General features: G+C 70.4%; 12 protein-coding genes. 2 read left to right on the top strand and 10 right to left on the bottom strand.

The window, feature by feature from the left end; genetic code table 11:
- Positions 1-2 precede the first annotated feature (2 nt).
- The 10 genes from ACFYZ4_RS03030 to ACFYZ4_RS02985 all read right to left on the bottom strand — a co-directional run bounded on the left by ACFYZ4_RS03030 (position 3) and on the right by ACFYZ4_RS02985 (position 13,706).
- Positions 3-3,119 carry a DUF6519 domain-containing protein gene (locus tag ACFYZ4_RS03030; protein ID WP_351289765.1) on the bottom strand — a complete coding sequence of 1,039 codons (3,117 nt, stop codon included), beginning with the start codon at positions 3,117-3,119 and terminating at the stop codon, positions 3-5.
- A 5-nt stretch (positions 3,120-3,124) separates the two neighbouring features.
- On the bottom strand, positions 3,125-5,215 hold the full coding sequence (locus ACFYZ4_RS03025; RefSeq protein ID WP_351289763.1) for a phage tail protein: 2,091 nt from the start codon (positions 5,213-5,215) through the stop codon (positions 3,125-3,127).
- A gap of 104 nt (positions 5,216-5,319) precedes the next feature.
- Positions 5,320-7,776, bottom strand: coding sequence for a putative baseplate assembly protein (locus ACFYZ4_RS03020; protein ID WP_390782816.1), 2,457 nt, complete (start codon positions 7,774-7,776; stop codon positions 5,320-5,322).
- On the bottom strand, positions 7,773-10,370 hold the full coding sequence (locus ACFYZ4_RS03015) for a hypothetical protein (RefSeq protein ID WP_390782815.1): 2,598 nt from the start codon (positions 10,368-10,370) through the stop codon (positions 7,773-7,775). The genes ACFYZ4_RS03020 and ACFYZ4_RS03015 overlap by 4 nt, the downstream gene beginning before the upstream one ends.
- Complete coding sequence (locus tag ACFYZ4_RS03010) at positions 10,367-10,735, bottom strand: GPW/gp25 family protein (RefSeq protein WP_351289757.1); 369 nt, start codon at positions 10,733-10,735, stop codon at positions 10,367-10,369. Before ACFYZ4_RS03010 ends, ACFYZ4_RS03015 begins: the two co-directional genes overlap by 4 nt.
- Positions 10,735-11,052: a hypothetical protein gene (locus ACFYZ4_RS03005; RefSeq protein WP_390782814.1), complete on the bottom strand. Its 318-nt coding sequence runs from the start codon at positions 11,050-11,052 to the stop codon at positions 10,735-10,737. Before ACFYZ4_RS03005 ends, ACFYZ4_RS03010 begins: the two co-directional genes overlap by 1 nt.
- Positions 11,052-11,549 carry a phage baseplate assembly protein V gene (locus ACFYZ4_RS03000; RefSeq protein WP_351289753.1) on the bottom strand — a complete coding sequence of 166 codons (498 nt, stop codon included), beginning with the start codon at positions 11,547-11,549 and terminating at the stop codon, positions 11,052-11,054. Before ACFYZ4_RS03000 ends, ACFYZ4_RS03005 begins: the two co-directional genes overlap by 1 nt.
- Positions 11,550-11,589: 40 nt before the next feature.
- Positions 11,590-12,606, bottom strand: a complete 1,017-nt coding sequence (locus tag ACFYZ4_RS02995) for a hypothetical protein (RefSeq protein ID WP_351289751.1) — start codon at positions 12,604-12,606, stop codon at positions 11,590-11,592.
- A 127-nt stretch (positions 12,607-12,733) separates the two neighbouring features.
- Complete coding sequence (locus ACFYZ4_RS02990) at positions 12,734-13,042, bottom strand: LysM domain-containing protein (RefSeq protein ID WP_351289749.1); 309 nt, start codon at positions 13,040-13,042, stop codon at positions 12,734-12,736.
- 1 nt (position 13,043) lies between these two features.
- Positions 13,044-13,706, bottom strand: coding sequence for a hypothetical protein (locus ACFYZ4_RS02985; RefSeq protein WP_351289747.1), 663 nt, complete (start codon positions 13,704-13,706; stop codon positions 13,044-13,046).
- Positions 13,707-13,866: 160 nt separating this feature from the next.
- Here ACFYZ4_RS02985 and ACFYZ4_RS02980 point away from each other — a divergent pair, with 160 nt between their 5' ends.
- Both ACFYZ4_RS02980 and ACFYZ4_RS02975 read left to right on the top strand, forming a co-directional pair.
- Positions 13,867-14,658, top strand: a complete 792-nt coding sequence (locus ACFYZ4_RS02980) for a BTAD domain-containing putative transcriptional regulator (RefSeq protein WP_390782813.1) — start codon at positions 13,867-13,869, stop codon at positions 14,656-14,658.
- A gap of 388 nt (positions 14,659-15,046) precedes the next feature.
- Positions 15,047-22,705 (top strand): SpvB/TcaC N-terminal domain-containing protein, encoded by a 7,659-nt coding sequence (locus ACFYZ4_RS02975; protein ID WP_390782812.1) that lies wholly within the window; start codon positions 15,047-15,049, stop codon positions 22,703-22,705.
- Positions 22,706-22,714: the final 9 nt, after the last annotated feature.

Genomic DNA, 22,714 nt, shown 5'->3' with positions numbered 1-22,714 from the left:
CCCTACTGGGCGCGGAGCTCAAACCACTTGACGAACTGTCCGCCGGCGATTGCGTCGTCGGTGGGCAGGTGAATCCGGGGCTTGCCGTCGGCGCCCACTTCATAAGGAGCGTGGCAGTGGAGGCAGGCATCGTCGGCAGTCACGATCGCAGAGCCTTCGATGACGAAGCGTCCGATGATCTGCCTCTTCAGCGCTGATCCCAGTGCAGTCAACTTGTTCTTCACCGACTTGTCGAGCCACCCTTGGGTTCTGGCGTCCGGCTTCCAGGGAACAGCGCGCTTGTTCAAGAGTGCGGTGGCACCCAAGGGGGCAGCCGGGAGCGCGATTGTCGTGTAACCCGCCTGAGCGAACTCGATGTCTTCCGACCCCCACGGCGATTCGTTGCCGAGCGACCATGGCAGGTCCAACAGGACACGACACACGTTGCCGTTGATGCTGCGCGTGTCGATGTCTCCATCCAGTACGGCAGTGATTCCGCCGATCAACTTCTCGAGCGAGACGATGTCGTCGCTGGGGAAGTCAGCATTCTTCAGCTTCAGTTCTGTGATGTGAACGCCTGTCCGGGGCGCCAAGGTAACGGTCAACGGTGTCCCCGAGTCGTCGCCCAGCCGCAGCTTCAACGTGTCACCGGCAGCCCCCGCAGCAGGCTGCCACCAGAACGCCACCACTCCGTCCTCGTCCGTCGTGTCATTCTTCTCGCTGCCTTCGGGCAACGGACTCGGTGGTGTGGAACCGGTCTTCCTGGCCACGCGTGCCTTGCTGCTCGCGGTCGCGATCACCTTGACATTCGGGACAGGTCCACAGAGGTTTTCCACGACGGCTCGTACCGGCTGGGGCAGTGGCTTGGGCAGTAGCCCGGGGCGTTGGCCGTCTCCCTCGATCACACGGAGCTGACTCCGTTTCGCCAGCAAGTCGAGAACAGCCTTGACCGTCGAAGTCTGGAGATCGCACTGAGCCGGCGGGGTCCAGACAACCTGGGAGGCGTCCGCACGTTCCGAGAGCTTCTGAGCAGTGACGGTCAACGGTGTCCCAGAGCCATCACCCAGCTGGATCTGCAGAGTGTCACTGTCTGGACCTGGGGCCGGCTGCCACCAGAAGGCGACCGTGCCTTTCTCCCCGGTCGTGTCGTTCCCGGTCTCCGTGCTGTCCGCGGGAAGCGTCGTGGGGGCCGTTTCGCCGTCGGCTCTGGCCACGAGAGCACCGCTGGTCCCCTTCGCGACGACGACCACGCCTTCGACGGGCCCGCAGCCACTGTCCACCACGGCGCGCACGGCCCGGGGCAGAATCTTGTCCTGCGGACCGAGATGCTGGCCGTCTCCCCCGAGCAACCGCAGTTCACGCCGGGTCGCGAGCCTGTTGAGGGCGCTTTGGACCGTGGGCGGTTGCGGGAAGCCCCCGCAACCGGACGGCGGTACCCACGAGACCTGCGAGGCGGTGCTGAGGCCGGCGGTCACCACGAGAGGCGCACCGGTCGGTGCGCCTTGATGGTTGAGGAGTGTCGCCCACAGCATCTGGGTCGGTGGGCCGTGGGCATCCAGGGTCCAGGTGACCTCCGCGACCCCGCCGGAACCCGTCGGTTCGTCGATGCCCTCTCCCTCGGCGCCTTCGCTGCCGGTGAGTCTTCCGCCCTGAGTCGAAAACCGAACCAGCGTCGAGAGAGGAAGCCCACCGTTGCGGGCGATCACGCGTACGGCCTGGGGCAGCGGCGTTCCCGGGAGCGCCTGTTGACCGTCGCCGCCCGCCAGGTCCAGCGTGGTCATCCCGGTCAGGGCCGGAAACAGACGCCGACAGTCGGATTCCAGGCTCCACCCCGTGTCCGCCCTGGTGAGGACGGCCAGAGGCGTACTGCGGGGCAGCGGGCCGTTGGGAATCCTGGGCTCACCCTGCCCGTCTCCCTTCGGCCAGTCGATGCTTCCGGCGCGCGTGCTCTGCCCGTACACCTGTCGGGTGGTGCGAGCCGGGATCAGCCAGTGATCGCCGCTGCTGAGCGTCCCGCTGCCGGGGAAGCGCACCTGGATGCCGTCCTCGAGGTCCTGGAGCTGTTCGCTCACCGGCAGAGTCCCCTCCCAGCGGCGCACCAGGGGTGTTCGGCCGAGTGCGGCCAGGGACGCCGGGGCCGGACCGGTCCAGCGTACGGGGAGCAGGAGCCCATGGGGCGCGCCCGCGGTGGCCAGGAATCCGGGTTGGCGGCGCATCTGCAGGTCGACGCTGGTGACTTCGACGATGTCGTCTCTCGTGATGGACAGTTCCTCGTCGCGGCCTTCCCTGTCCAGGGTCAGAAACGTCATGCCGTCTGCGTCAGCGTCCGCGCCGTCGGCAAGGGCGGTGAGTACGGCGACGACACTGCCGTTCTCCCGCGACCAGAGGAACGTGGGGGTTGCGCCCGATTCGTGGATCTGCACCCGGTAGAGCTGGTTCTCCAGTCCGAGATAGCCGCCGGAGGCAGGGTGGACCTGGCACGGATCGAGGTCCCTGGGCGCCTTCCGCAGTGAGGCCGCCATCGTCCGGGGAGTTGCCCTGAAGTAGTCGTGATCGTGCAGGGCTCCATGGGCGGTTCCTTCAGGCAGCTCCTGGAGGCGCACCTGCCACACTGTCTGCGCACGACTGGTGGTGTCGGGACCGCCCAGGGCGGGTTCCAGCAGGGCGGGCTGCTCGTCAGCGGTGACCAGATGGGTCCACACGTCAAGCAGGGCCACATAGCGGCCGTTCTTCCCCGGGTCCGGGAAGGGCGAGTCGTCGGCGATCGCCCGTACGTGAGGCTGGTGGTCCAGGGGCCACCCGACGAAGGGTGCCGTCTCGTCGCTTCCGCCCGGCTTCGGAGGGGAGGGGGCCTCGACGACCATTCCTTCGACGTAGTAGCGGCCTTGCGCGATCCGCAGGTTCTCCCAGAGCGTCGCCTCCGGTCGTTCCCCGTCGGCGTCGACGATGGCGAAGCCCGCCCCCGCGAGGGGACCGCCGCTCGGTCCGACAAGGTCCGTGGTGCGGATCTCGTCGTGATGGGCAGTGATGGCGGCGTGCTCGTTCCAGTCGGCATCCAGCAGGACTCGCCCCTGTTGGAGGAGGACCGACCGGTACGCCTCCTGAGGGGCGAAGGTCCAGCGGCTGAAGTCGCCTTGCATGCTTTTCAGCTCCCGATGATTCTGAATTCCAGTTCAGCCGGTACGTAGGGCGCGAGGTGCCGACGTAGGGCGTCCCGGCGCTGAGGCCTGTGAAGGTGGTGGTGCGCACCCATCTCCGTATCGCCCTCTCCGCCCTCACTGATCGCGGCGGGGCAGGTGTGCGCCAGAGAGAGGTAGAGCGGCGAGCCCGGCTTCTCCGAGGCGTACACCGGGGCGAGGCCCGAGTCGGCAGCGCTCGCCGGTACGCAACGGAAGCGCCGGGGCGCTCGGGAGCCGGGACGGAGGTAGCTGTAGCGCAGACAGCCTGCCTGCCGGTTCTCCGCCAGGAGCAGGCCGTCGAGCAGGGCGCTGTCGGCGTCGATGCTGCGGACCTGGATGTCGCCGCGCACCGTGCTTCCGCTGATCGACAGGTGCGCGCCCGGTGCCGTGACGGCCGGCCCGGCGGAGCGTGCGTCGACGATGGAGTCGCTGATCACGAGAGCGGGGACGCTGCGGGGGAGTTCGACGGCCTTCACCACACTGCGGAACAGGCTGACTCGGAGGGTGCTCTCGATCCCGGTCGGCGCGCGCGGTGCATCCCGTGCCACCGTGACCCTGCCGGCCACCGTGCAGTGGGAGACGGTCAACCGGGCGAGCTTCCCTGCCGACACTGTCAGGTCGCCCTCGATCGTGATTCCGTCCAGCACGAGGCTGCTGCCAGGGCCGCCTGTGACGGTGAGCGAGCCATGGAGATGGGGGAGCAAAGCTTCGGTGACGCAGGCTGTGCCGATGTTGAGTCCTGCGGATTCCGAGGCGGGCACGCGGTGCGGAGCGGAGGCTGCGACCAGCACGAGGCGCGTTCCCTTCGGGATGGCCACCGCCAGGTCACCTACGTGGGATGTGCTGTCGCCGATCGCGACGACCAGGGTGTGTTCTGGCGGTGAACCGTCGGGCGGCTGGAATCCCTCGACTCCGGCGAGGGCCTCCGCAAGCGAGGAGGAGTCAGCAGGGGTCTGGGGACCGGGGTTCGAGCGGACATCGATGCGTCGGACAATGCCTTCGTTGCCGTATCCGTCGGCTGCCAGGGCACGGTGCAGTCCCTCGGAGCGGTCGTAGGAGCCGGCCCCCACCTCGGCCAGCCGGCCGTAGTGGTAGCGGACGAAGACCTCGGCCGACTTGAGCGGTTCTTCGTCACGGTAGACCGTCAGTCGGCCCGCCGCCGCGTCCACGCACACCTGGTCACCCTTCCCGGGCTCAAGGCCTTCCAGGCCGGACACGCGCAGCCGTTCGGGTGGCAGCGGATCGCCGTCACGGCCGATCCGAACGCCGAGGGGCAGATGTCGTGGGTCCAGCACTCCGTTGCGAGCCTCCTCCAACAGTGCCCTCAGTCTGCGCGGGCGAAGGGGAACGGGCAGTTCGTCCTCGGAAGCGAGGCATTCCTGGGCACCCCTCTCGCGCGGCATGGCGGGGAACAGAGGGGTTGGCCTGCCGAGCGGGTCGAAGGTCCAGCCCGTGCCGGTGTCTCGGGCCTGCGGCCAGCGGTCGACGGCATCGGCGGTTCCCACCTGACAGCTGTGCAGGGGGAAGAGGAAGATCCCCACCTGGGTGATGCCGTACCGGCCGCGGCCCGTACCGATACGCCGCACCTCCGCGCTGCGTGCCAGCGGCTCGAAGGCGCCATGGGTCAGGTCATGCACCTCAGGCGGCGGGTTGGCGCGGTCGCTCCGCAGGTCGTATCCGCCGCCAGTCTGGTCGAGACGGTCCGATTGTCGGAGTGAGGCCACGGCGGGCCTGTCGCAGCGGGGATGGTTGACGTGAGCCGCAGTGGCCACCAGCCGGAAGTACTCGACGGCTCGCGCCTGCCAGCCGGTGACGTCTCTCGCCACTTGTTCCAGCACTGCGACCGTCCCCTTGCGGCGGCGGTAGGAGATCGTGTTGGCGACGACGGGTCGCCAACTGGTCCCCTCGCCGAGGTCGGGGAGAGCTTCCGCCATGCCGATCAGGTCGGCGACATAGGGGAGGAGTCCTTTGTCGCAGGTCTCCACGAACCAGCCGTCGTACAGGTCGACCAGGTCCTGCTCAAGCAGGTCCAACTCGCCGGCGACGACGGAGAGCATCGCCCGGAGCGCTCCTCCAGATTGGTCGTCACGCGTGCGCAGGTGGGTGGGTAGCAGTGACAACAAGCGGTCCGGATCGCCACCGTGCGGTGTCTTCGCCATGCTCACGGAGCCATCACCGCGATTTCCACCCTACCGGCGGCAAGAGCCGGGAAATGTGCGGGCCGTACCTCGCCCGTCTCCCAGCGCGCGGGCGTGGACGCGAGAACCTGCTCGGCCTGCGTGTCAGGAGGAAGGTACGGGCTCGACACGGAGGAGACGGGCGGAGCCGGCAGCCGCAGGAGCCGTGGCATGCTGCAGGCGGCGACGCCGACAACGGCCTTCACGACCATCAGCACGGCGGAAGTCGTCACGGGTGCGCCGAAGGCTTGGCGAGCCGGTGCGAAACGGAGATCGAGGGCCGTGGCGACAGCCTCTCTCACTGTTGTCCACTCGTAGGAGGGATCGTGCAGTACCTCGATACGGACACCGAACCAAAGGGTGGCGGCCCGCATTACACGCAAGGACCCGCCAGGTGGGCGGGCGCTCGCGATCGCAGCGCCGAGGTCGGTCAGCAACCCGTCTCCAACTGGTCGGCCGCCGGTGCCGACCAGGGAGAGAACGACGGTCCGCCGATTGCCGTCCCACACCATGTCCGCCTGTGCGGCGCCGACGCCGGCGAACCCTCGTGCGAAGTCCTCGTAGTCGTTGACCGACACGACACGATCGAGGGTGCGGGTGCGGCGGGGAGCACCGGCACGTGCGTCACCCAGGTTCTCTGCGGATGCCCAGTCGTGCGAGGCCAACGGGTTGACCACTGCCGAGATGCCCAGCGGGCGGCGTGGAAGCAGGGTGAGTTGACCTGCTGAGACCGCCCCGGCGGGTCCGTTCCCCACTCGGTAGGTCGCCGTGATGTTCTCGCTACCGGTCGGCAGCCGTGCACCGTGCACGCCGTCTCCGAAGATGGCGGTCGCCGTGCCGCCCTCTGCGTTGCGGACCACGAAGACCCGGTCGTTCGGTCCGGCCTCGTGCAGGGAGGAGACCTCGCGCCACAGCTCACCGTCCACCCGAATCGCAAGCGTGCTCGTGGCGGCCCCCGATACGACACCTCTGACGTACGTCAGAGGCAGGCGCCAGATGGACAACGCGGTGAACTGCTGTGCCCCGTCGCCGCTGCCGAGGACGTGGCTCACGGTCTCTCCGTGGGTGGCCGTCACGACATTGCCCAGGACGGCGACGGTGTCGGGGTGGTAGGTGTGCTCGAGTTCCCGGTCCAGGGTGACTGTCATGACGGTGCCTGCGACATCGACGGTGCGGGCTGCGACCTGTGCTCGCTCGGCCTGGACAGCGCCGCTGCGAACATCCGTGCCTTGGACGACTACGACGCGCCCTACCGGCAACAACGGCTCGGTCACCGCGAGTTCCAGCATCCGGCCGGCCACTGGAGCCGAGCGCGGCTGCCGCTCCGCGGGCAACTTCACAGACTGGCAGTGCACCAGAGTGCTGCGTGGGACGAAATCCCCTGAGAGTGTGCCGTCCGTGCTCACTTTGGTGGTCCGAGCGCTGAAGCCGCTGTGCGTGTTGCCGGACGGGGTGACCGCCAGGGCACGGTACAGCCAGCGCTTGTCGTTCGACTCCACGACCAGCCAGGTGTCGGGGAGGAGGCGCGGGTGGTCGCCGTCGAGCTCCAAGAAATGCTGTGGGGGGGCCTCCTGGGTTCTCTCCCTGGTCTCCTGCGGAGTGGTCGTCGAGGAGGATGCGGACGGCTGTGTGGCCTGAGCGTTCCAGCCGAACAGGTTGGCTCGCTCGGCGAACACGTACACATGCGTGCCCTTGCTGAAGATCGGCCCGTGTTCGGGGCGGTCGGTGCCCCCCGGGCGTCGTACCGTCAGGAGCGTCCACCCCGTACGCCCGTCGGGCTCCACTACGACGCCGGTCACGACGAGGAACGCCCAGCCCACGTCCGCACCGAGCTCTCCGTCGACGACGATGAGCGAATCGCCTGGGCGGATTCCGGAGTCCCCGCCGGTGAGCCAGATCCCGGTCACGTCCGCATCCAGCTGTTGTGGACTCGTGGCGATGGCCGGGATCGCGTTCCACGCGGCCCTGGCCTCCAGGTTCGTCTCGGTTTCGAAGACTTGAGGGGTCTGGTCCTGGCCCGGGATGCTCTGCACCGGCGTGCCACGTGGAACGGTGACCGTCTCCGGCGATGCCACCGTGTCCTCGACGGAGAAGGCCAGGTCGGCCTGGGCCGCGATGCCGGGTCGCAGCTCGTATCCCAGGGTCCGCACCAGTTCCCGCACCGACTCCAGCTCGGTCGCCGTGCCGAGGAACCCCTCCTGCGTCAAGCGTTCTGTGTAGAAGGACACGATGTCCGTGACGATGGCCCAGCTGTCGAGGAGAGCGATCGCCGGCTCGTCCACCGGTCGGCGGGCAAGCGCGCGGACGCCAAGCGGGTGCGCCGGATCCGCCAACGCCGCACGCATCCTGGCCAAGGACCGGCCGTAGGCCATGGAGCGGGTACGCGGCGAACGCTGCTGCTCCGAGTCGGCTCGGTTCTCCGGATCGGTTGAAGCAGTCATGCCCCGCCTCTCATCGTGAGCTCCACGCGGCCGGCCTCCGGCTGCCTCGGGTCGCTCGCGCAGCGGAAACTCTCCCGAGGAGATGCATCGAGGCGTCCGCGGGCCAGGCCCGCGTGGTTCTCCTGGGCTCCTGCTCCGGCACGGCAGAACCGCTCGACTTCGACATGGAATACGCCCGGGACGGACATCGCGTGGGCGATCAGGTCGCTCAGGAAGACTGACGACCCCAGCGTGAGACGGTCCGGGTGGAAGAATCCTCGGCGTCCGTCCGAAAGCACCGACGCGGACAGCACGTCGCGCACCTGCTGCTCGGCCTCCGAGCGCAGCGTTCCCTCGTACAGGCAACAGACGAGGGCGATGTCCAGCGGGACGGCGGCCGTCTGCCTGAATTCGACGTCGACACCCGCGGTCCGGCGGAGCTCCATCAGGGCTGCCAGCCGGTCGGGGAGCTCGAAGTCTGCCGTCACGACGGGATCCACGGCCACCTGCAGCGCGTACCAGGAGCCGGTCCATCGGGGACGGGCCACAGCTTGGCGCACCGCGCTGTCTGCGACGGCGATCCGAGCGTAGTCCTCGGGGGTGACCGCCTGCATTCGACCGTGGAAGGCGCGCGGGGCCAGCTCGCGCACCTCTGCCGACGGCTGGGGGTCGAGTCCGCCGGCGGCAGGCAGAGGGTTGGTGACGGCTACGCCCTCCAGGGAACTGCCAGACGGAAGGCGCAGGATCGCATTCAGGGTATCGACGCCGACATTGCCGTGCGAGCCTCCGCCGATTCGATAGCGCACCGTCATGATCGACCCGGGTGTGGGCCGCCGCCCGCTGATGCCGTCACCGAAGCGCAGCCTGCTCGATCCGTTCTCCTCCGTCTCGACGACCATGTGGGGTGCGGTCCCCGTGCTGCCCAGGAGATCGTTGCGTGGCAGCCAGCGGCGAGCACCGTCGTCGAGCTCCAGCTGGGCGACCGCAAGGCGGGCGTCGGGGTGCAGGGCGTCGTTGGCGCTCTGCCAGCCCGGAGAGTCGGGCGACAGCCCTTCGACGGGAGCGGGGTCGGCAGGCACCGTCCAGGCAAGGTTGGTCCGCCGCAGATACGGCCGGTACCTGCCGCCCTCGGGTACCTGCGCGGGGTCGGGGGCGTCGCCGTGGATCGAGATTCCGTGGTCCGCAAGGGCGATGTTGGCAAGCGCCACCGCACCAGTCCTTGCCCGGTCGGTGCCGGGCTGCGAAATGGTCAGCGGCGTGCGCAAGGCGTCATCGCGGTGCCAGTGGAGCTCCAGCACCCGCCGAGTGGGCGTCAGGGCATCCGTGCGCTCGATCGGGACCCGGTCGAGGCGTACCGCGCAGCGGCGGGCCGGATCGCCTTCCCCAAGCCTCCCCGTGGGTCCGAGTTCGGCCAGTACCAGCACATCGCCGGCCTTCAGGGCAGGATCCAGAGCACGTGGGACCGAGATGAAGGCCGAAGTGGTGCCCACGGGAAGCACCCGGTCGGCGTCTCCCCATGCATGCAGGGCCAGGCGGTTACGAGCTCGCGTGAGGTGGACCGGATGACAGGTCTCGAACACGACCGCACCGGACTGCGCCACGTCATCCACGGAGGGCTTGTCCTGGCCGCGTACGGTCCCGCCTCCGCTCACTGCCGTGCCGGCAGGCAGCGGCACGTCCGCCGTGGTGGTGAACGCGAGCCAGGTGCGCGCCGAGCACCCTTCGTGGACCCGGTGGTCGAGCAGTCGGGCGTGCCGACGCGCCGAGGTCCTGAGACGCGCCGTGCCGAGATGGGCCTCCTGCGCGATCGAGTCCTGCCGGTAGGCGAGTCTGTCGCCGATGTAGGCGAAGAGCTCGATCAGGGTGACCCCGACGTCGGCGGCTGAACGGTCCGTCCACTCCGGGAGCAGGACGGCCATGCGGTCGAGCAGCCGGGTGCGCAGCGCTTCGTAGTCCCGGGCGAGGTAGTCCTGGACCGGGGAGGCGACGTCCGGTGGGGGTGGCGTCGCGCGTTGCCGGCAGTCCAGGGCCGAAGGGCAGTCCACGTCGAATCTGAATGGGACCTGTGCCAGCGGACCGTCGAACCCGGCGGGGGCGGTCCGGCCGGTTGTGCCGTGCAGACGCAGCACGTACGTCGATCGATCGCCCGGCGCGGCCGTCCTGACAACGAGCACTCTGGACCGGATGGCTGCGGGTACGCCAGCGGCGACCAGATCGCGGTCGGCGTGTGTCACCTGGGCGTCGAGGACGGCCGGCGGGTGCTCCGCGTCACCGGCCAGGGCGATGGCGGGGTAGGCCCAGAGGATGTGGACCGGATTGACGCGTGGGTCGTCACGGACGCCGCCGAGGATGACGACTCGTTGATCACCAGGTCCCGCGCCCAGACCGTCTGCCACTGGACCGTGCAGCAGATGGACGGCAAGGGTGCACTCCTGTGGGGCGCCGGGTACGTGTCCGGGCGTACCCGCGCGGTTGGAGAGCACCTCGATGAAATCGATTCCGTCGAGAGCCGGTTCGACGGTGGTGACCAACGCGCGTCTACGATCAAGGTCGATTCCGCGGATGGTGCTGTCACCAGGCGGGTCCGTTGCTGCGCTGGGGTCTTGACCGGTCATTGTGCGCCCCGGCCGGTCAGCCGCAGCACGCGGGGCCCTGTGGCCGGCCCGTCCGGCCGTGTGTAGCGGACCGTGACGGTGAGGACCGTGTCCACCGCCTCGACGCGGACCTCCTCCACTCTCAGCAGGTCGCCGAGCCACTGCTGCAGCGCCGCGTGGACCAGAGCCTGTGTCGCCCCGGCAAGTTCGTCACTCCCCGGAGAGAAGACCAGTCGGTCCAGGCCGCTGCCGAACTCGGGGCGGTTGACCCGCTCACCGGGCCGGGTGAACAGCAGCATCTCGACCAGACCGCGGAGGTATTCGTCGTCGTCGACGGCTGCCAGCCGTCCGCGCGCGTCCAAGCGCAGGGGAAAGCCGAAGTGCATCAGATCCCCCGCACCCGAACCTGCACGACTGCGACCGTCAGCGGTCCGCCGGTCGGGACGCACACCGCCGTGCCGCCCTGGAGGACCAGCGGCATGCCGACGGACCTGACCCTGGTGGTGCCGGTCGTCCACTGGGCCGTGGCGCATGGCGGATTGCCGGGCGGCTGGGGCAGGCATCCGGCAATCAGCCACGACATGCCAAGGACGACGGTTGCCTGCCCGCTGACGGTGACTCGCGGGTTGGGAGCGACGGGCTGTGCCTGACCGAGATGAATGCACAGGGTTGTTGCGCCCTGGTGCGCGAGGAAGCCGGGCACTACGTCACCTCCAGGGCGCCCTTGTTCACTGACACGCTGGCGGCGCTCAGCTTCACGCTGGAGGCGCCGATGGAGAGCTCGATGCCGCCGGTGGTGCAGGAGATCTTCATGGGCAGTGCGGAGACCGGTGGGCCGACCTCGATGGTCAGGCCGCCACTCCCGGGGATGTCGCTGAGAGTGATGGTTACGGCGTCTGTCTTCCACATCTTGACATGAGGAACCGCAGGGGAGGCCGGCGCCTCGCCGGTTCCCCAGAAACACCCCCCGAGGATGGGGTGATCAGGGTTCCCCGCCTCGAACTCGACCCATACGTTGGCCCCCTCCGGCGGGACGGCGAAGAGGCCGACCCCGCGGCCGGCGTACGGGACGCAGGGCTCCGCCCAGGACAGCCGGCCCTTGCCCAGCACGGCGGGTACGCTGACCTGTACCCGGCCCCGCATCAGGGGATCGGTGTTGCAGGTGACCTTCCCGCGGTACTTTCCGTAGAACTTGGTCAAGCGCGTGATCTCCAGTCGTCGTACGGGCACAGTCGCCCCTTCACGGCGGCACCACCGGCACCGTCGACCCGTGGCCGTCGCGCGCCAGAGTGAAGCGCTGGGCATAGGAACCCGGCGCCAGTTCGTGTTCCACCTGTCGTACGTACCAGAGCCCGTCGTGGGACCAGCCGGCGCCTCGGACACCGACCAGCTCCCGGGGGCGCAGGACGGTGCCATAGCGCGTGCCGTCGGCCTCGCCCTCGGCGACCACGGCATCGGCACTCTGGTCCACCTGCGCCTGGCCGCGTGCGAACGCGCCGATCGTCCCGGTACCGCTGTCCCGCGCCCTGCGCCGTCGGCGGATGTCGCCCTGATGGCGCGCCCACAGGGGCATCGACGTGAGTGGCTGACGCGAGCTGCCGACGGTGTTCAGCGGGAGGTGCATACCGGTGCGAGGGTCCTGGAGATCTCCTTCGACAAGGAGCGGCGCGAGGGCGTCGGTGCGAAAGCGCATCGAGCGGACGTTGGTCTCGGCTCCGAGATCCACCGAGAGAGCGGGCTGAGGTGCACCGGCACGTACCGGAGGGCCCCAGTACAAGGTGCTGACACCGATTGCCGGGCCGGGGATCGCGTAGCAGACGTAGCCGTGCCTGCCGGCCAGATCGCGGAGGTGGGCGAGATCAGTGCCGTTCTGGGTGGGAATCCGTTCGATCGGGAGTGGCGGATCCATGTCCTTCGGCGGGGTGACCATCGGAAGGATCCTGCGGGCCGCATAGGGGCCGAGAATTTTGATCACCTGTGCGAAGTCATCGAGTGCGGGGTGCTCCGCATCCACCTCCACACGATCGAGCAGGTAGGAGACGTCCTCTCCCGTGACCGTCAGAGCAGCGGTTCCTGAAGCGGCGCCGGGGACGAGTTCGAGACCGGTGATGACTCCGTCGATCAGGACGCGGGGCAGCGCTCCGAAGGTGAGAACGACGGTCACCCGGGCGAAGGGTTCGAGGGGGGCTCTCAGCACGGGTGTGTCCCGGACGGCGCGCGGGCCCGAGCGCCCGGCGTCGAACGTGAGGGTGAACACGGACCTGTCCTGGTCGTTCTCCCTGACGCGCACCGAGAGGAGGCGGGAAGTGAGGTCCGGGGGAAGCGGTGCCGGAATGGTCGCCCCGACGAGCACGGTGAGCCGCAGGCTTGGCTTGGGCACTTGGTCACCCTCCCGGTGCCGGGATCGCCAAGAGAGTCCCGACGGCCTGCGGGGCCACCAGTTCGTCGGGGTCCAGCGCCGCGTTGGCGTCGGCGATGAGCCAGAAGGCGAGGGGGTCCCCGAGGTAGCGGTGGGTGACCAGGTCAAGGCGATCGCCCTCGGCCACCCGGTGGACCGCGAGCGGACGCCCGTCACTGGGGCTGGGAGCGGCCCGTCTCCGCAGGTAGCGCACTTGGCGTTCACCGCCGTCCGCCTCGCGGACGGTGGTGGTCGCGATCCCGGTACCGTCGTAGCGGCTGATTCCGGCGGTCACCTCAGAACCCGGCCGAAATCGCGGCGGCCGCACCCGACACGCCGGCCACCACAGCCATCGTTTCCTTCAGCACATGGTGCACCAGGAAGAGGGCGTAGCCCGGGTCACTGGCCGGCAGGTCGTTGTAGGAGAGCACCTGCGCAGACAACTCGACCGAGGCCCTGGTGGGGAACAGCGCGGGTGAGAAAGCCTGTTCGGTGATGGTGAGACTCTCGATGCGGACGGGTACCGCCCGCCCGGGCCCCCAGACCAGCAGGGTCAGAGGGCTTTCCATGGGAAGGATCTCGATGGTGCCGGCGCTCAACAGGGCTGCGTTCTCGATGACTGTCGCGATCCCCGGGTACAGCAGCATTTCCAGCGCGGCCAGTTGGGGCGCGATACCCGTGAGCGAGGCCACTGGATCGCCGTGCTCCAGCTGGTCGGTGGCATCGACGTCGATCGTGAGCGAGAAGGTCTCCACGGGCGCGCCCCACAGCCCATGGGGATCCGCGGCGGTGATGGAATGTGACGAAGAGGTGCCGCGAGGGCGCAGTGTGCGCACCACCTGGTCGGGGTTGTACTGGAAGACGGCGAGCCGGGACAGCGGACTACTGGCGTCGACTGCGACGACAGCCCCGCGCAGGGTGCGCGGACTGCCCGGAAAACTACTCATGGACAGCAGCATGTCCGTAACCCGTCACCCCGCCGTCACGCACACGTCACGGAGGGTGCGACAGCGTGCGCAATGTGCACCCGCCTAGGCCATGTCGGTTTTTGACAGACTCTTTCCTGAACAGCACTATTTGCATTGATCTTGCGGGCGCGTCCAGCACGAGGGGAAAGCCATGCCAGACACGGCATCCGCCCATGGCAGCTCCGTCGACAGCCGCCGAAACGGGACCGATCACCACGACCCCATGGGCCCGTCCGCCACCGATGCGACATTCCTGACTCTCCTCGGCCCCTTCCGGCTGCAGGTGGGCAGCCGAGAGGTCCGGCTTCCGGCCGGCGCCCAGCGAATGACCGCGCTTCTGGCGCTCCAAGGGCGGATGAGCCGCAGCCGCCTGGCGGGAACCCTCTGGCCGGACTCCACAGAGGACCGAGCTCTGGCGAGTCTCCGCACCGCAATCTGGCGGGTGAACCAGGCGGTACCCGGACTCGTCTCCACCACGACCGCGGAAGCCGGGCTGGCCGCCTCCGTCGTGGTGGACGTACAGAATCTGGTACGGCGGGCCGGAGCCGCACTCCAAGAGACGCCGTCGTCCATCGCCCCGCTGCAGCACATGCTCGGGGACGCCCGCGAGCTGCTCCCCGACTGGGAAGAGGAGTGGCTCAGTGGCGAACGGGAGCGGCTGCGCCAGCTGCAACTGCATCTGCAGGAGGCCCTCGCGGAACGGCTGACTTCCGAGGGCCGTTTCGGACTCGCCCTGGAAGTCGCCCTCGCCACGCTACGACTGGATGTTCTTCGCGAGAGCGCGCACCGCTCGGTGATCCGCATCCACCTCGCCGAAGGAAACATCGGCGAAGCCCGGCGCGCGTACGCAACATGCCGACAGGTACTCAGGCAGGAGTTGGGCGTCTCACCGACCCCGGCGACGGCGAGCATGCTCACGCTTCCCTCGGACACCCACCCCTGAACGTTGGGGTGAACGGGAACTCGTCGCGACTGCCCGGCGCCCATCGGCGTCATGCAGGCTGTCCTCTTCCGCTTCTACGCCAAGTTCCTGGACGGGAGTTCCGGCGCGCTGTCGCCCCCAGCCCGGCCACCGGCAACCGCCTCTTCGGCCTCCGGAAGGGGCGGGGCGCGTGCGGCGCACTTCGGCGCGCGAGGCCGGGGGTGTGCTTCGAATGGGGTGTATGTCAGGCATGCAGCAGAAAGGATCGGTGTACTAGCTTCCGTACACCGGGGCCGATGATCACGTGGGGGTTGTGGTGGCCGTCAGCAGCGAATCCGCGACGAGCGAAGCCGGCGGCGGGCCCGGCGCGAGGAGCACACCCGCATCCGCGCCGCAGCGTCCCCCCGCCGTGAGCTTGCCGAAGGGCGGCGGGGCGATCAAGGGCATCGGTGAGAAGTTCGCGGCCGATCCGGTGACCGGCGCCGGTGCCCTGACCGTGCCGGTCGCGGCCACCCCCGGGCGGTCGGGCTTCGGACCGGACCCGGTGCTCCGTTACGACTCGGGCGCGGGCAACGGGCCCTTCGGGCTCGGCTGGAGCCTCGGGCTGCCCGCGATCACCCGCAGGACCGACAAGGGCGTGCCCCGCTACGACGACGCGGCCGACTCCGACGTGTTCATCCTGTCCGGCGCCGAGGACCTCGTACCCGTACTGGTCCCCGAGGGCGACCGCTGGGTGCCGGAAGTGCTGCCGCCGCGCACGATCGGCGCCACCCACTACACCGTCCGGCGCTACCGGCCCCGTGTCGAGGGCCTCTTCGCCCGCGTCGAGCGCTGGACGAACACCCTGGACCCGGCCGACGTCTTCTGGCGCTCGATCTCCCGCGACGACGTCACCACCTGGTACGGCCGCACCCCCGAGTCCCGGATCACCGACCCGGCCGACCCCTCGCGCGTGTTCGGCTGGCTGATCTGCGAGAGCCACGACGACCGGGGCAACCTCATCGCGTACGGCTACAAGCCCGAGGACGACGAGGGCGTGGACACGACCGCCGGCCACGAGCGGAACCGGCAGCGCGCCGCCAACCGCCACCTCAAGCGGATCCGCTACGGCAACCGCGCACCCTGGCCGTCCCCCCTCGACGCCGCCACCGGCCGGCGGCCGCTGCCCGCCGACGACCAGTGGCACTTCGAACTCGTCCTCGACTACGGAGAGCACGACCCGGCCGCTCCCACCCCGCACGCCGCCGGCGCCTGGAGCGCCCGCCCCGACCCCTTCTCGTCGTACCGCTCCGGATTCGAGGTGCGGACCCACCGGCTCTGCCACCGCGTCCTGATGTTCCACCACTTCCCCGACGAGCCGGAGGTCGGCGCCGGCTGTCTCGTCCGCTCGACGGACCTCCGGTACGCCTACGGGGTGCACGCGACCCTCGCAGCGGCCACCCACCGCGGCTACCAGCGCGACGGCGGCGGCTATCGCTCCCGCTCCCTGCCCCCGGCCGAGTTCGGCTACTCCGAGGCGGTCGTCGACCACACCCTCCGCGAGCTCGACGAGGAGAGCCTGGACGGACTGCCCACCGGCCTGGACGGCACCCGGTACCAGTGGGTCGACCTCGACGGCGAGGGATTGCCGGGCATCCTCACCGAACAGGGCGGCGGATGGTTCTACAAACGCAACCTCAGCCCGCTCACCTCCACCCGGGCCCGGTTCGGGCCGGCCGAGACCGTCCCGTCCCGCCCCTCACTCGCCCTGGCCACCGGGGCCCGGTTCCTCGACCTCGCGGGAGACGGGCGCCCCGACCTCGTGCGCTTCGACGGTCCCGACCCCGGGTTCCAGGAACACGCCGCCGATGGGACATGGGAGTCGTACACCCCCTTCGTCTCGCTGCCCGACCGCGACTGGGCGGATCCGAACCTGCGGTTCGTCGATCTCGACGGCGACGGACTCGCCGACGTCCTCGTCACCGAGGACGACGCCCTGGTCTGGCATCCCTCGCTCGGCGAGGACGGCTTCGGACCCGAGCGGCGCGAGACCCGCGCCCGGGACGAGGAGCGCGGACCGGTGCTCGTCTTCGCCGACGCCGGGCAGTCGGTCCATCTGGCGGACATGAGCGGGGACGGTCTCACCGATCTCGTCCGCATCCGCAACGGTGAGCTCTGCTACTGGCCGAACCTGGGCCACGGCCGCTTCGGCCCGAAGATCGTGATGGCCGGGGCCCCGTCCGACCACCCTGACCGCTTCGACCAGCGGCGCATCATCCTCGCCGATGTCGACGGCTCCGGCACCACCGACATCCTCCACCTGCACGCCGACGGCGCACGGATCCACTTCAACCGGTCCGGCAACGACTTCGCGCCGCCCGTACCGCTGCCGACACTGCCCCCGGCGGACGACCTCACCGGAGTCCTCGCCGTCGACCTGCTCGGCAACGGCACGGCCTGTCTGGTGTGGTCCTCGCCCCTGCCGGCGGACGCCCGCCGCCCCCTGCGCTACCTCGACCTGATGGGCGGGGTGAAGCCCCATCTGCTCACCCGGGTGCGCAACAACCTCGGTGCGGAGACCGAGATCGTGTACGCGCCCTCCACCGCCTTCTCCCTGCGCGACCGGCGGGCCGGCACCCCCTGGGCGACGAAGCTGCCCTTCCCCGTCCACGTGGTCGAGCGGACGACCGCCCGTGACAAGTGGCGCGGCACGGCCTTCACCAGCAGCTACAGCTACCACCACGGCTGCTTCGACGGGACCGAGCGAGAGTTCCGCGGGTTCGGGCGCGTGGAGCGGACCGACGTCGAGGACTACGGGACGTTCGCGACGGCCAACGCGGACAGCCCGTACGTCACCGCCGACCACCGGCTCTACCAGCCGCCCGTGCGAACGGTCACCTGGCACCACACCGGAGTGCCCGTCGAGGGCCGGGACCCGCTGCACCCGTTGCGGCACGAATACTTCCGCGCGTCCGACGAGTACGCGCCGCCGGGCCCGGACCTCGGCACCCTGCCGCTCGGTTCCGGCGAACGGCAGGAAGCCGTACGGGCGTTCAAAGGCGCCCTGCTGCGCGAGGAGACGTACGAACTCGACCTCACCGCCGCGACGGGCGGCGAACGGCCCCCGGTCCCGGTCCGCATCCTCGCGGCCACCTCGTACGCCCACCGCATCCGCCTCGTTCAGCCGCGCGGCGGCCAACACCACGCGGTCTTCCACACCTTCGAGAGCGAGACCGTCGCCCACCACTACGAACTCGACCTGCGCGCACCGGCACCCGCACCCGCACCGGCACCCGCACCGGCACCCGCACCCGCCCCCGCCCCCGCCCCCGCATCCGAAACCGCACCGCCACCCGCGCCCGATCCGAGGATCGTCCACACCCTCAACGTCACCGTCGACACCTACGGAAACGTCCTCCAGTCCGTCGCCGTCGCCTACCCGCGCACCCGGCCCGCCCCCCTCGCCGACCCCCTCCTGCCACCCGGCACCGAGACCCTCGTCGCCTCCGTCCAGGGCGAACTCCACGCCGTCTACACCGAGAGCCGCACCACCGACCCGCCCCCGCCCGACCCCGACCGGCACCGCCTTCCGCTGCCCTGCGAGGCGCGCACGTACGAGCTGACCGGTGTCGGACCCGCCCACGCGGGCGATGGACGGTGGGTCACCCTGGACGGGCTGCGCCGGTACCGGCTCGGCGAGCGGTACCAGAGCGGCGGGACACCGGTGGCGGAACTCGACCACCACCAACTGCCCGACCGGACGACACCCCAGAAGCGGCTCCTCGAACTGGTCCGCACGCTCTACTACGACGAGACGATCAATGCGCCCCTGCCCTTGGGCGGCCTGACCGCCCGCGCCCTGCCGTACGGGGCGTACACCCTCGCCTGGACCGACGCGATGCTGACGACGGTGCTGGGCGACGAGGCGACCCCCGAGGTCAGGGCCGCGGCGGCGGACCGGGCCGCCAGCGGACACCTCGCAGGCCCGGCCGCCGTCCGGCTCCTCGGCGAGGACGCCGCCGGCCGGTACTGGCGCTGCTCGGGAGGCGCGGAGTACGACCCCGACGCACCGCTCCGGTTCTTCCTGCCCGCCCGGTGGACCGACGCGTTCGGCAGCACCACCCGCCTCGAACACGACCCGTACGGCCTTTCCCTGAAGGCGAGCACCGACCCCCTCGGCAACCGCACCGATGTGCTCGCCCACGACTACCGGGTCATGGCGCCCCGCCGGATCCGCGACATCAACGGCAACAGCGCCGAGGTCCGCTTCGACGCCCTGGGCCTCCCGGCCGCCACCGCGCGCAGCGGCAAGGACGGCACCGGCGACCGCCTCACCGGGCTCGACACGGCCGCGCTCAACCCCGAACTCTCCACCCTCACCGCCTTCTTCGCCACCGACGCCTACGATCCGGCGCGCGCCCGGACCCTGCTCCTCGGCGCGGGCAGCCGGTGGCTGTTCCACTTCGGCGAGGAACTGCGCGACGGCGAGGTCGTCTGGGCCCGGCACCCGCCCTGCACGGCCGCGCTCACCCGCGAACGGCACGCCGACGAGCAGGCCGAGAGCCCCTTGCAGGCCGCCTTCCTCTACGCGGACGGCCTTGGCAACCCCCTGGTGAGCAAGGTCCAGGCCGAACCCGACGAGCCGGGCGGCCCGCTGCGCTGGGTCGTCAACGGCAAGACCGTCGTCAACAACAAGGGGAACCCGGTCAAGCGGTACGAGCCGTACTTCAGTCCGCCCGGGAGCGGACACCGCTTCGAGGAGCCGGGCGAGCACGGCGTCACCCCGCTGCACTTCTACGACGCGATCGGGCGGCTGATCCGCACCGACTTCCCCGACGGCAGCCACCACCGCGTCGACTTCTCGCCCTGGCACGTCACCGACCACGACCAGAACGACACCGTCCTCGAACCGGGCAACGGCTGGTACGCGCGGACGAGCACCTCCGCCCTGCCCGCCGAACGCCGTGCGGCCCGCCAGGCCGCCGCCCACGCGGGCACCCCCGGGCGCGTCCTGCTCGACAGCCTCGGGCACACCGTGGTGACGATCGCCCACAACAGGGTCGACGGCGTCGACGAGAAGCACGTCACCTTCACCCGGCGGGACGTGGAAGGCGCTCCGCTGTGGATCCAGGACCCACGCGGCAACCGGGTGCTCCAGCACGCCGTCCCGCCCCTCCCGCCCGGTGTCCATCCCCTCGACGACCCGCAGAACCTGTTCCCGCGCGGCTTCAGCCCCGGCTACGACCTGACCGGGCGCGCGCTGTTCGAGTACGGCCCGGACTCCGGCGCCCGCTGGACCCTCCGGGACGCGGCGGACGGACTTCTCTTCACCTGGAACGGCCGGGGATTCCGTACCCGCACGACGTACGACGCCCTGCGCCGCCCCGTCGGCACGTACGTCACGGCGACCGGCGACACGACCGTCTCCGGAGCCCCGCGCGACCCCGCGACACCACCGGAGCCCGAGGTGCTGGTCGAGCACCGCGTCTACGGCGAGACGCACCCCGACCCGGACCGGAACCTGCGCGGCCGGGCCTTCCGCGTCTACGACGCAGCCGGGGTGACCACCAGCGAGCGCTACGACTTCAAGGGCAACCTGCTCGCCACCGCCCGCCGCTTCGCCCGCGACCACACCGGCACACCCGACTGGTCCGCCCTCGGCCCCCTCACCGACCCGGACCGGATCGCCGGGGCCGCCGAACCCCTGCTCGAACCGGGCCCGGCGCTGACCACGAGCACCGCGTACGACGCCCTCGACCGCCCCGTCGAAACCACCGCCCCCGACGGCAGCGTCACCCGGTGGGCGTACAACGAGGCGGGCCTGCACGAGCGCGTCGAGGTGCGCCTGCGGGGCGCGGCGGCGGCCACCGCGTTCGTCACCGACGTCGACTACGACGCCCACGGCCGGCGCACCCGCGTCGCCCACGGCAACGGCGCCCGCAGCGGGTACACGTACGACCCGTTCACCTTCCGCCTCACCGGCGTGCGCACGACCCGGCCGGCCGACCCCGACACCACCGCCTCGCTGCTCTTCGCGAACGCGTCCGTGGTGCAGGACCTCCACTACACCTACGACCCGGTCGGCAACATCACCCGCATCGAGGACGCCTCGCTCGCCACGATCGCGGGTGTCGCCGCCGCCCGCGACCACACCCACGACGCGCTCTACCGGCTCGTCGCCGCGAGCGGCCGCGAGCACACCGGCCAGACCGGGTTCCTCCTGGACCCGCCCGACGCCGGCCGCCGGGACTACCCCTTCGCCGGCGCCCGCGTCCACCCGAACGACATCCAGGGCCTGCGCGGCTACGTCGAGCGCTACCGCTACGACGCCGTCGGCAACCTCATGCACCTGGCCCACCACGAGGGCGCCGACGTCGAGGCGCCCGGCCCCACCCTGTGGCGGCGCCACCACCAGTACGCCCTCGACAGCAACCGGCTGCTCGCCACCAGCCTGCCCGGCGAGACCGGCGGCCTGCCCGACTACGCGACGGAGGGCGGCTACGGCGCCCGGTACGGCCACGACGCGCACGGCAACATGACCCGCATGCCGCACCTGCCGCTGATGCGCTGGGACCACGGCGACCGACTGGCCGCCACCGCACGGCAGGTGGTCAACGACGGCACGCCCGAGACGACGTACTACGTCTACGACTCCGCCGGCGAGCGGGTCCGCAAGGTGACCGTCACTGCCGGCGGGGCCCTCAAGAACGAGCGCCGCTACCTGGGCGGTTTCGAGCTCTACCGCGAGTACGGCGGCGCCGGCGGGACGGTCCTCGAACGCGAGACCCTGCACATCGGTGACGACGGCGAGCGCATCGCCCTCGTCGAGACGGCCTCGCTCCCCGCCGGCCGGCCCGCGATCCGGTACCGGTACGCCGACCACCAGGAGTCCGTCTGCGTCGAACTCGACCAGAACGGCGCCTTGGTGGGCCACGAGGAGTACCACCCCTACGGCACGACCGCCTTCCAGGCCGGCCGCACCGCCGCCGAGACCGGCCTCAAGCGCTATCGCCACACCGGCAAGGAACGCGACGACGAGACCGGACTCTCCTACTTCGGCGCCCGCTACTACGCCCCCTGGCTGGGACGTTGGGCCGGCTGCGACCCGGCGGGGCTGGCGGACGGGCCGTGCCGCTACGCGTACGCGCGATGCGGGCCGGTGCGGTTCCACGACCCGGACGGGCGGCTGGTGGACGAGAGCGGAAAGTTCGCGGCGGCCGCCGCGGCGGCCGCGGCCGCACTCAGGGCGGGCGCGCCCGCGGTCAAGGCGGCCCCGACGGTCCCGTTGAAGTTGGTGGCCGGCGTGGTCGTCGCCGTCGCCGCGTTGGGCATCGGCCTCTCCGCGCTCGGCGACAGGAAGCCGAGCGCGCCCAACACCCCGGCGCCCGCGCCACCCGTGACGCCGCCCGGGCCGCCGCCTCCCAGTACTCCGCCGCCCGCGAAGCCGGTCGTCGTTCCGCCGCCGCAGACGCAGCCCGACCCCGGCGTCGAGCGGATCCACGGCAACGTGGTGAACGGGAAGTTCGTGCCCGCCGTCCCGCAGGACACACAGGGCGGGAAGCCCGCCACCTCGACAGGTGGCGCGGGCAAACGGACCGGCCCCGGCACCGGAGAGCAGTCCGGCACAGGGCGCAAGACCGCCCCCCAGCCCTCGAACCGCTGGCTGGACCAGTGCCGCCGGGACAAGGAGAAGCGGCAGGAGGCGAACGACGCCGCGGTCAGGACGTACCTGGACGCCGGCGGCGCGATCGAATACATCACGGAAGATACGCAGTTGCACCACGTCGCCACGAACAAGGACTCGACGTACAAGCCGCAGTTCGAGGAGATCTTCGACAGGGCGAGCGTTCCCGGACTGCCCGACCTGACGCTGAACAGTGACGAGAACCTCGTCAGGATCGAAGGCCACCAGGGGCCGCACGGCGCGGACTACCACAAGGCCGTCCTCAACCGGCTCCAGGACGCCCTCGCCGGCAAGGCCTCGTGCACCTCCGAATACCGGGACGCCCTCAAGGACGCGTTGCACCTGCTGAAGCAGGACCTGCAGAGGAAGGGCAGCCGCCTGAACGACCTCGTGACCCGGAAGTGAGCCGGGCGG

This window comes from Streptomyces sp. NPDC001513 (genome assembly GCF_042894695.1).
Lineage (GTDB): Bacteria > Actinomycetota > Actinomycetes > Streptomycetales > Streptomycetaceae > Streptomyces.
This window is presented reverse-complemented; position numbering and strand designations above follow the sequence as displayed.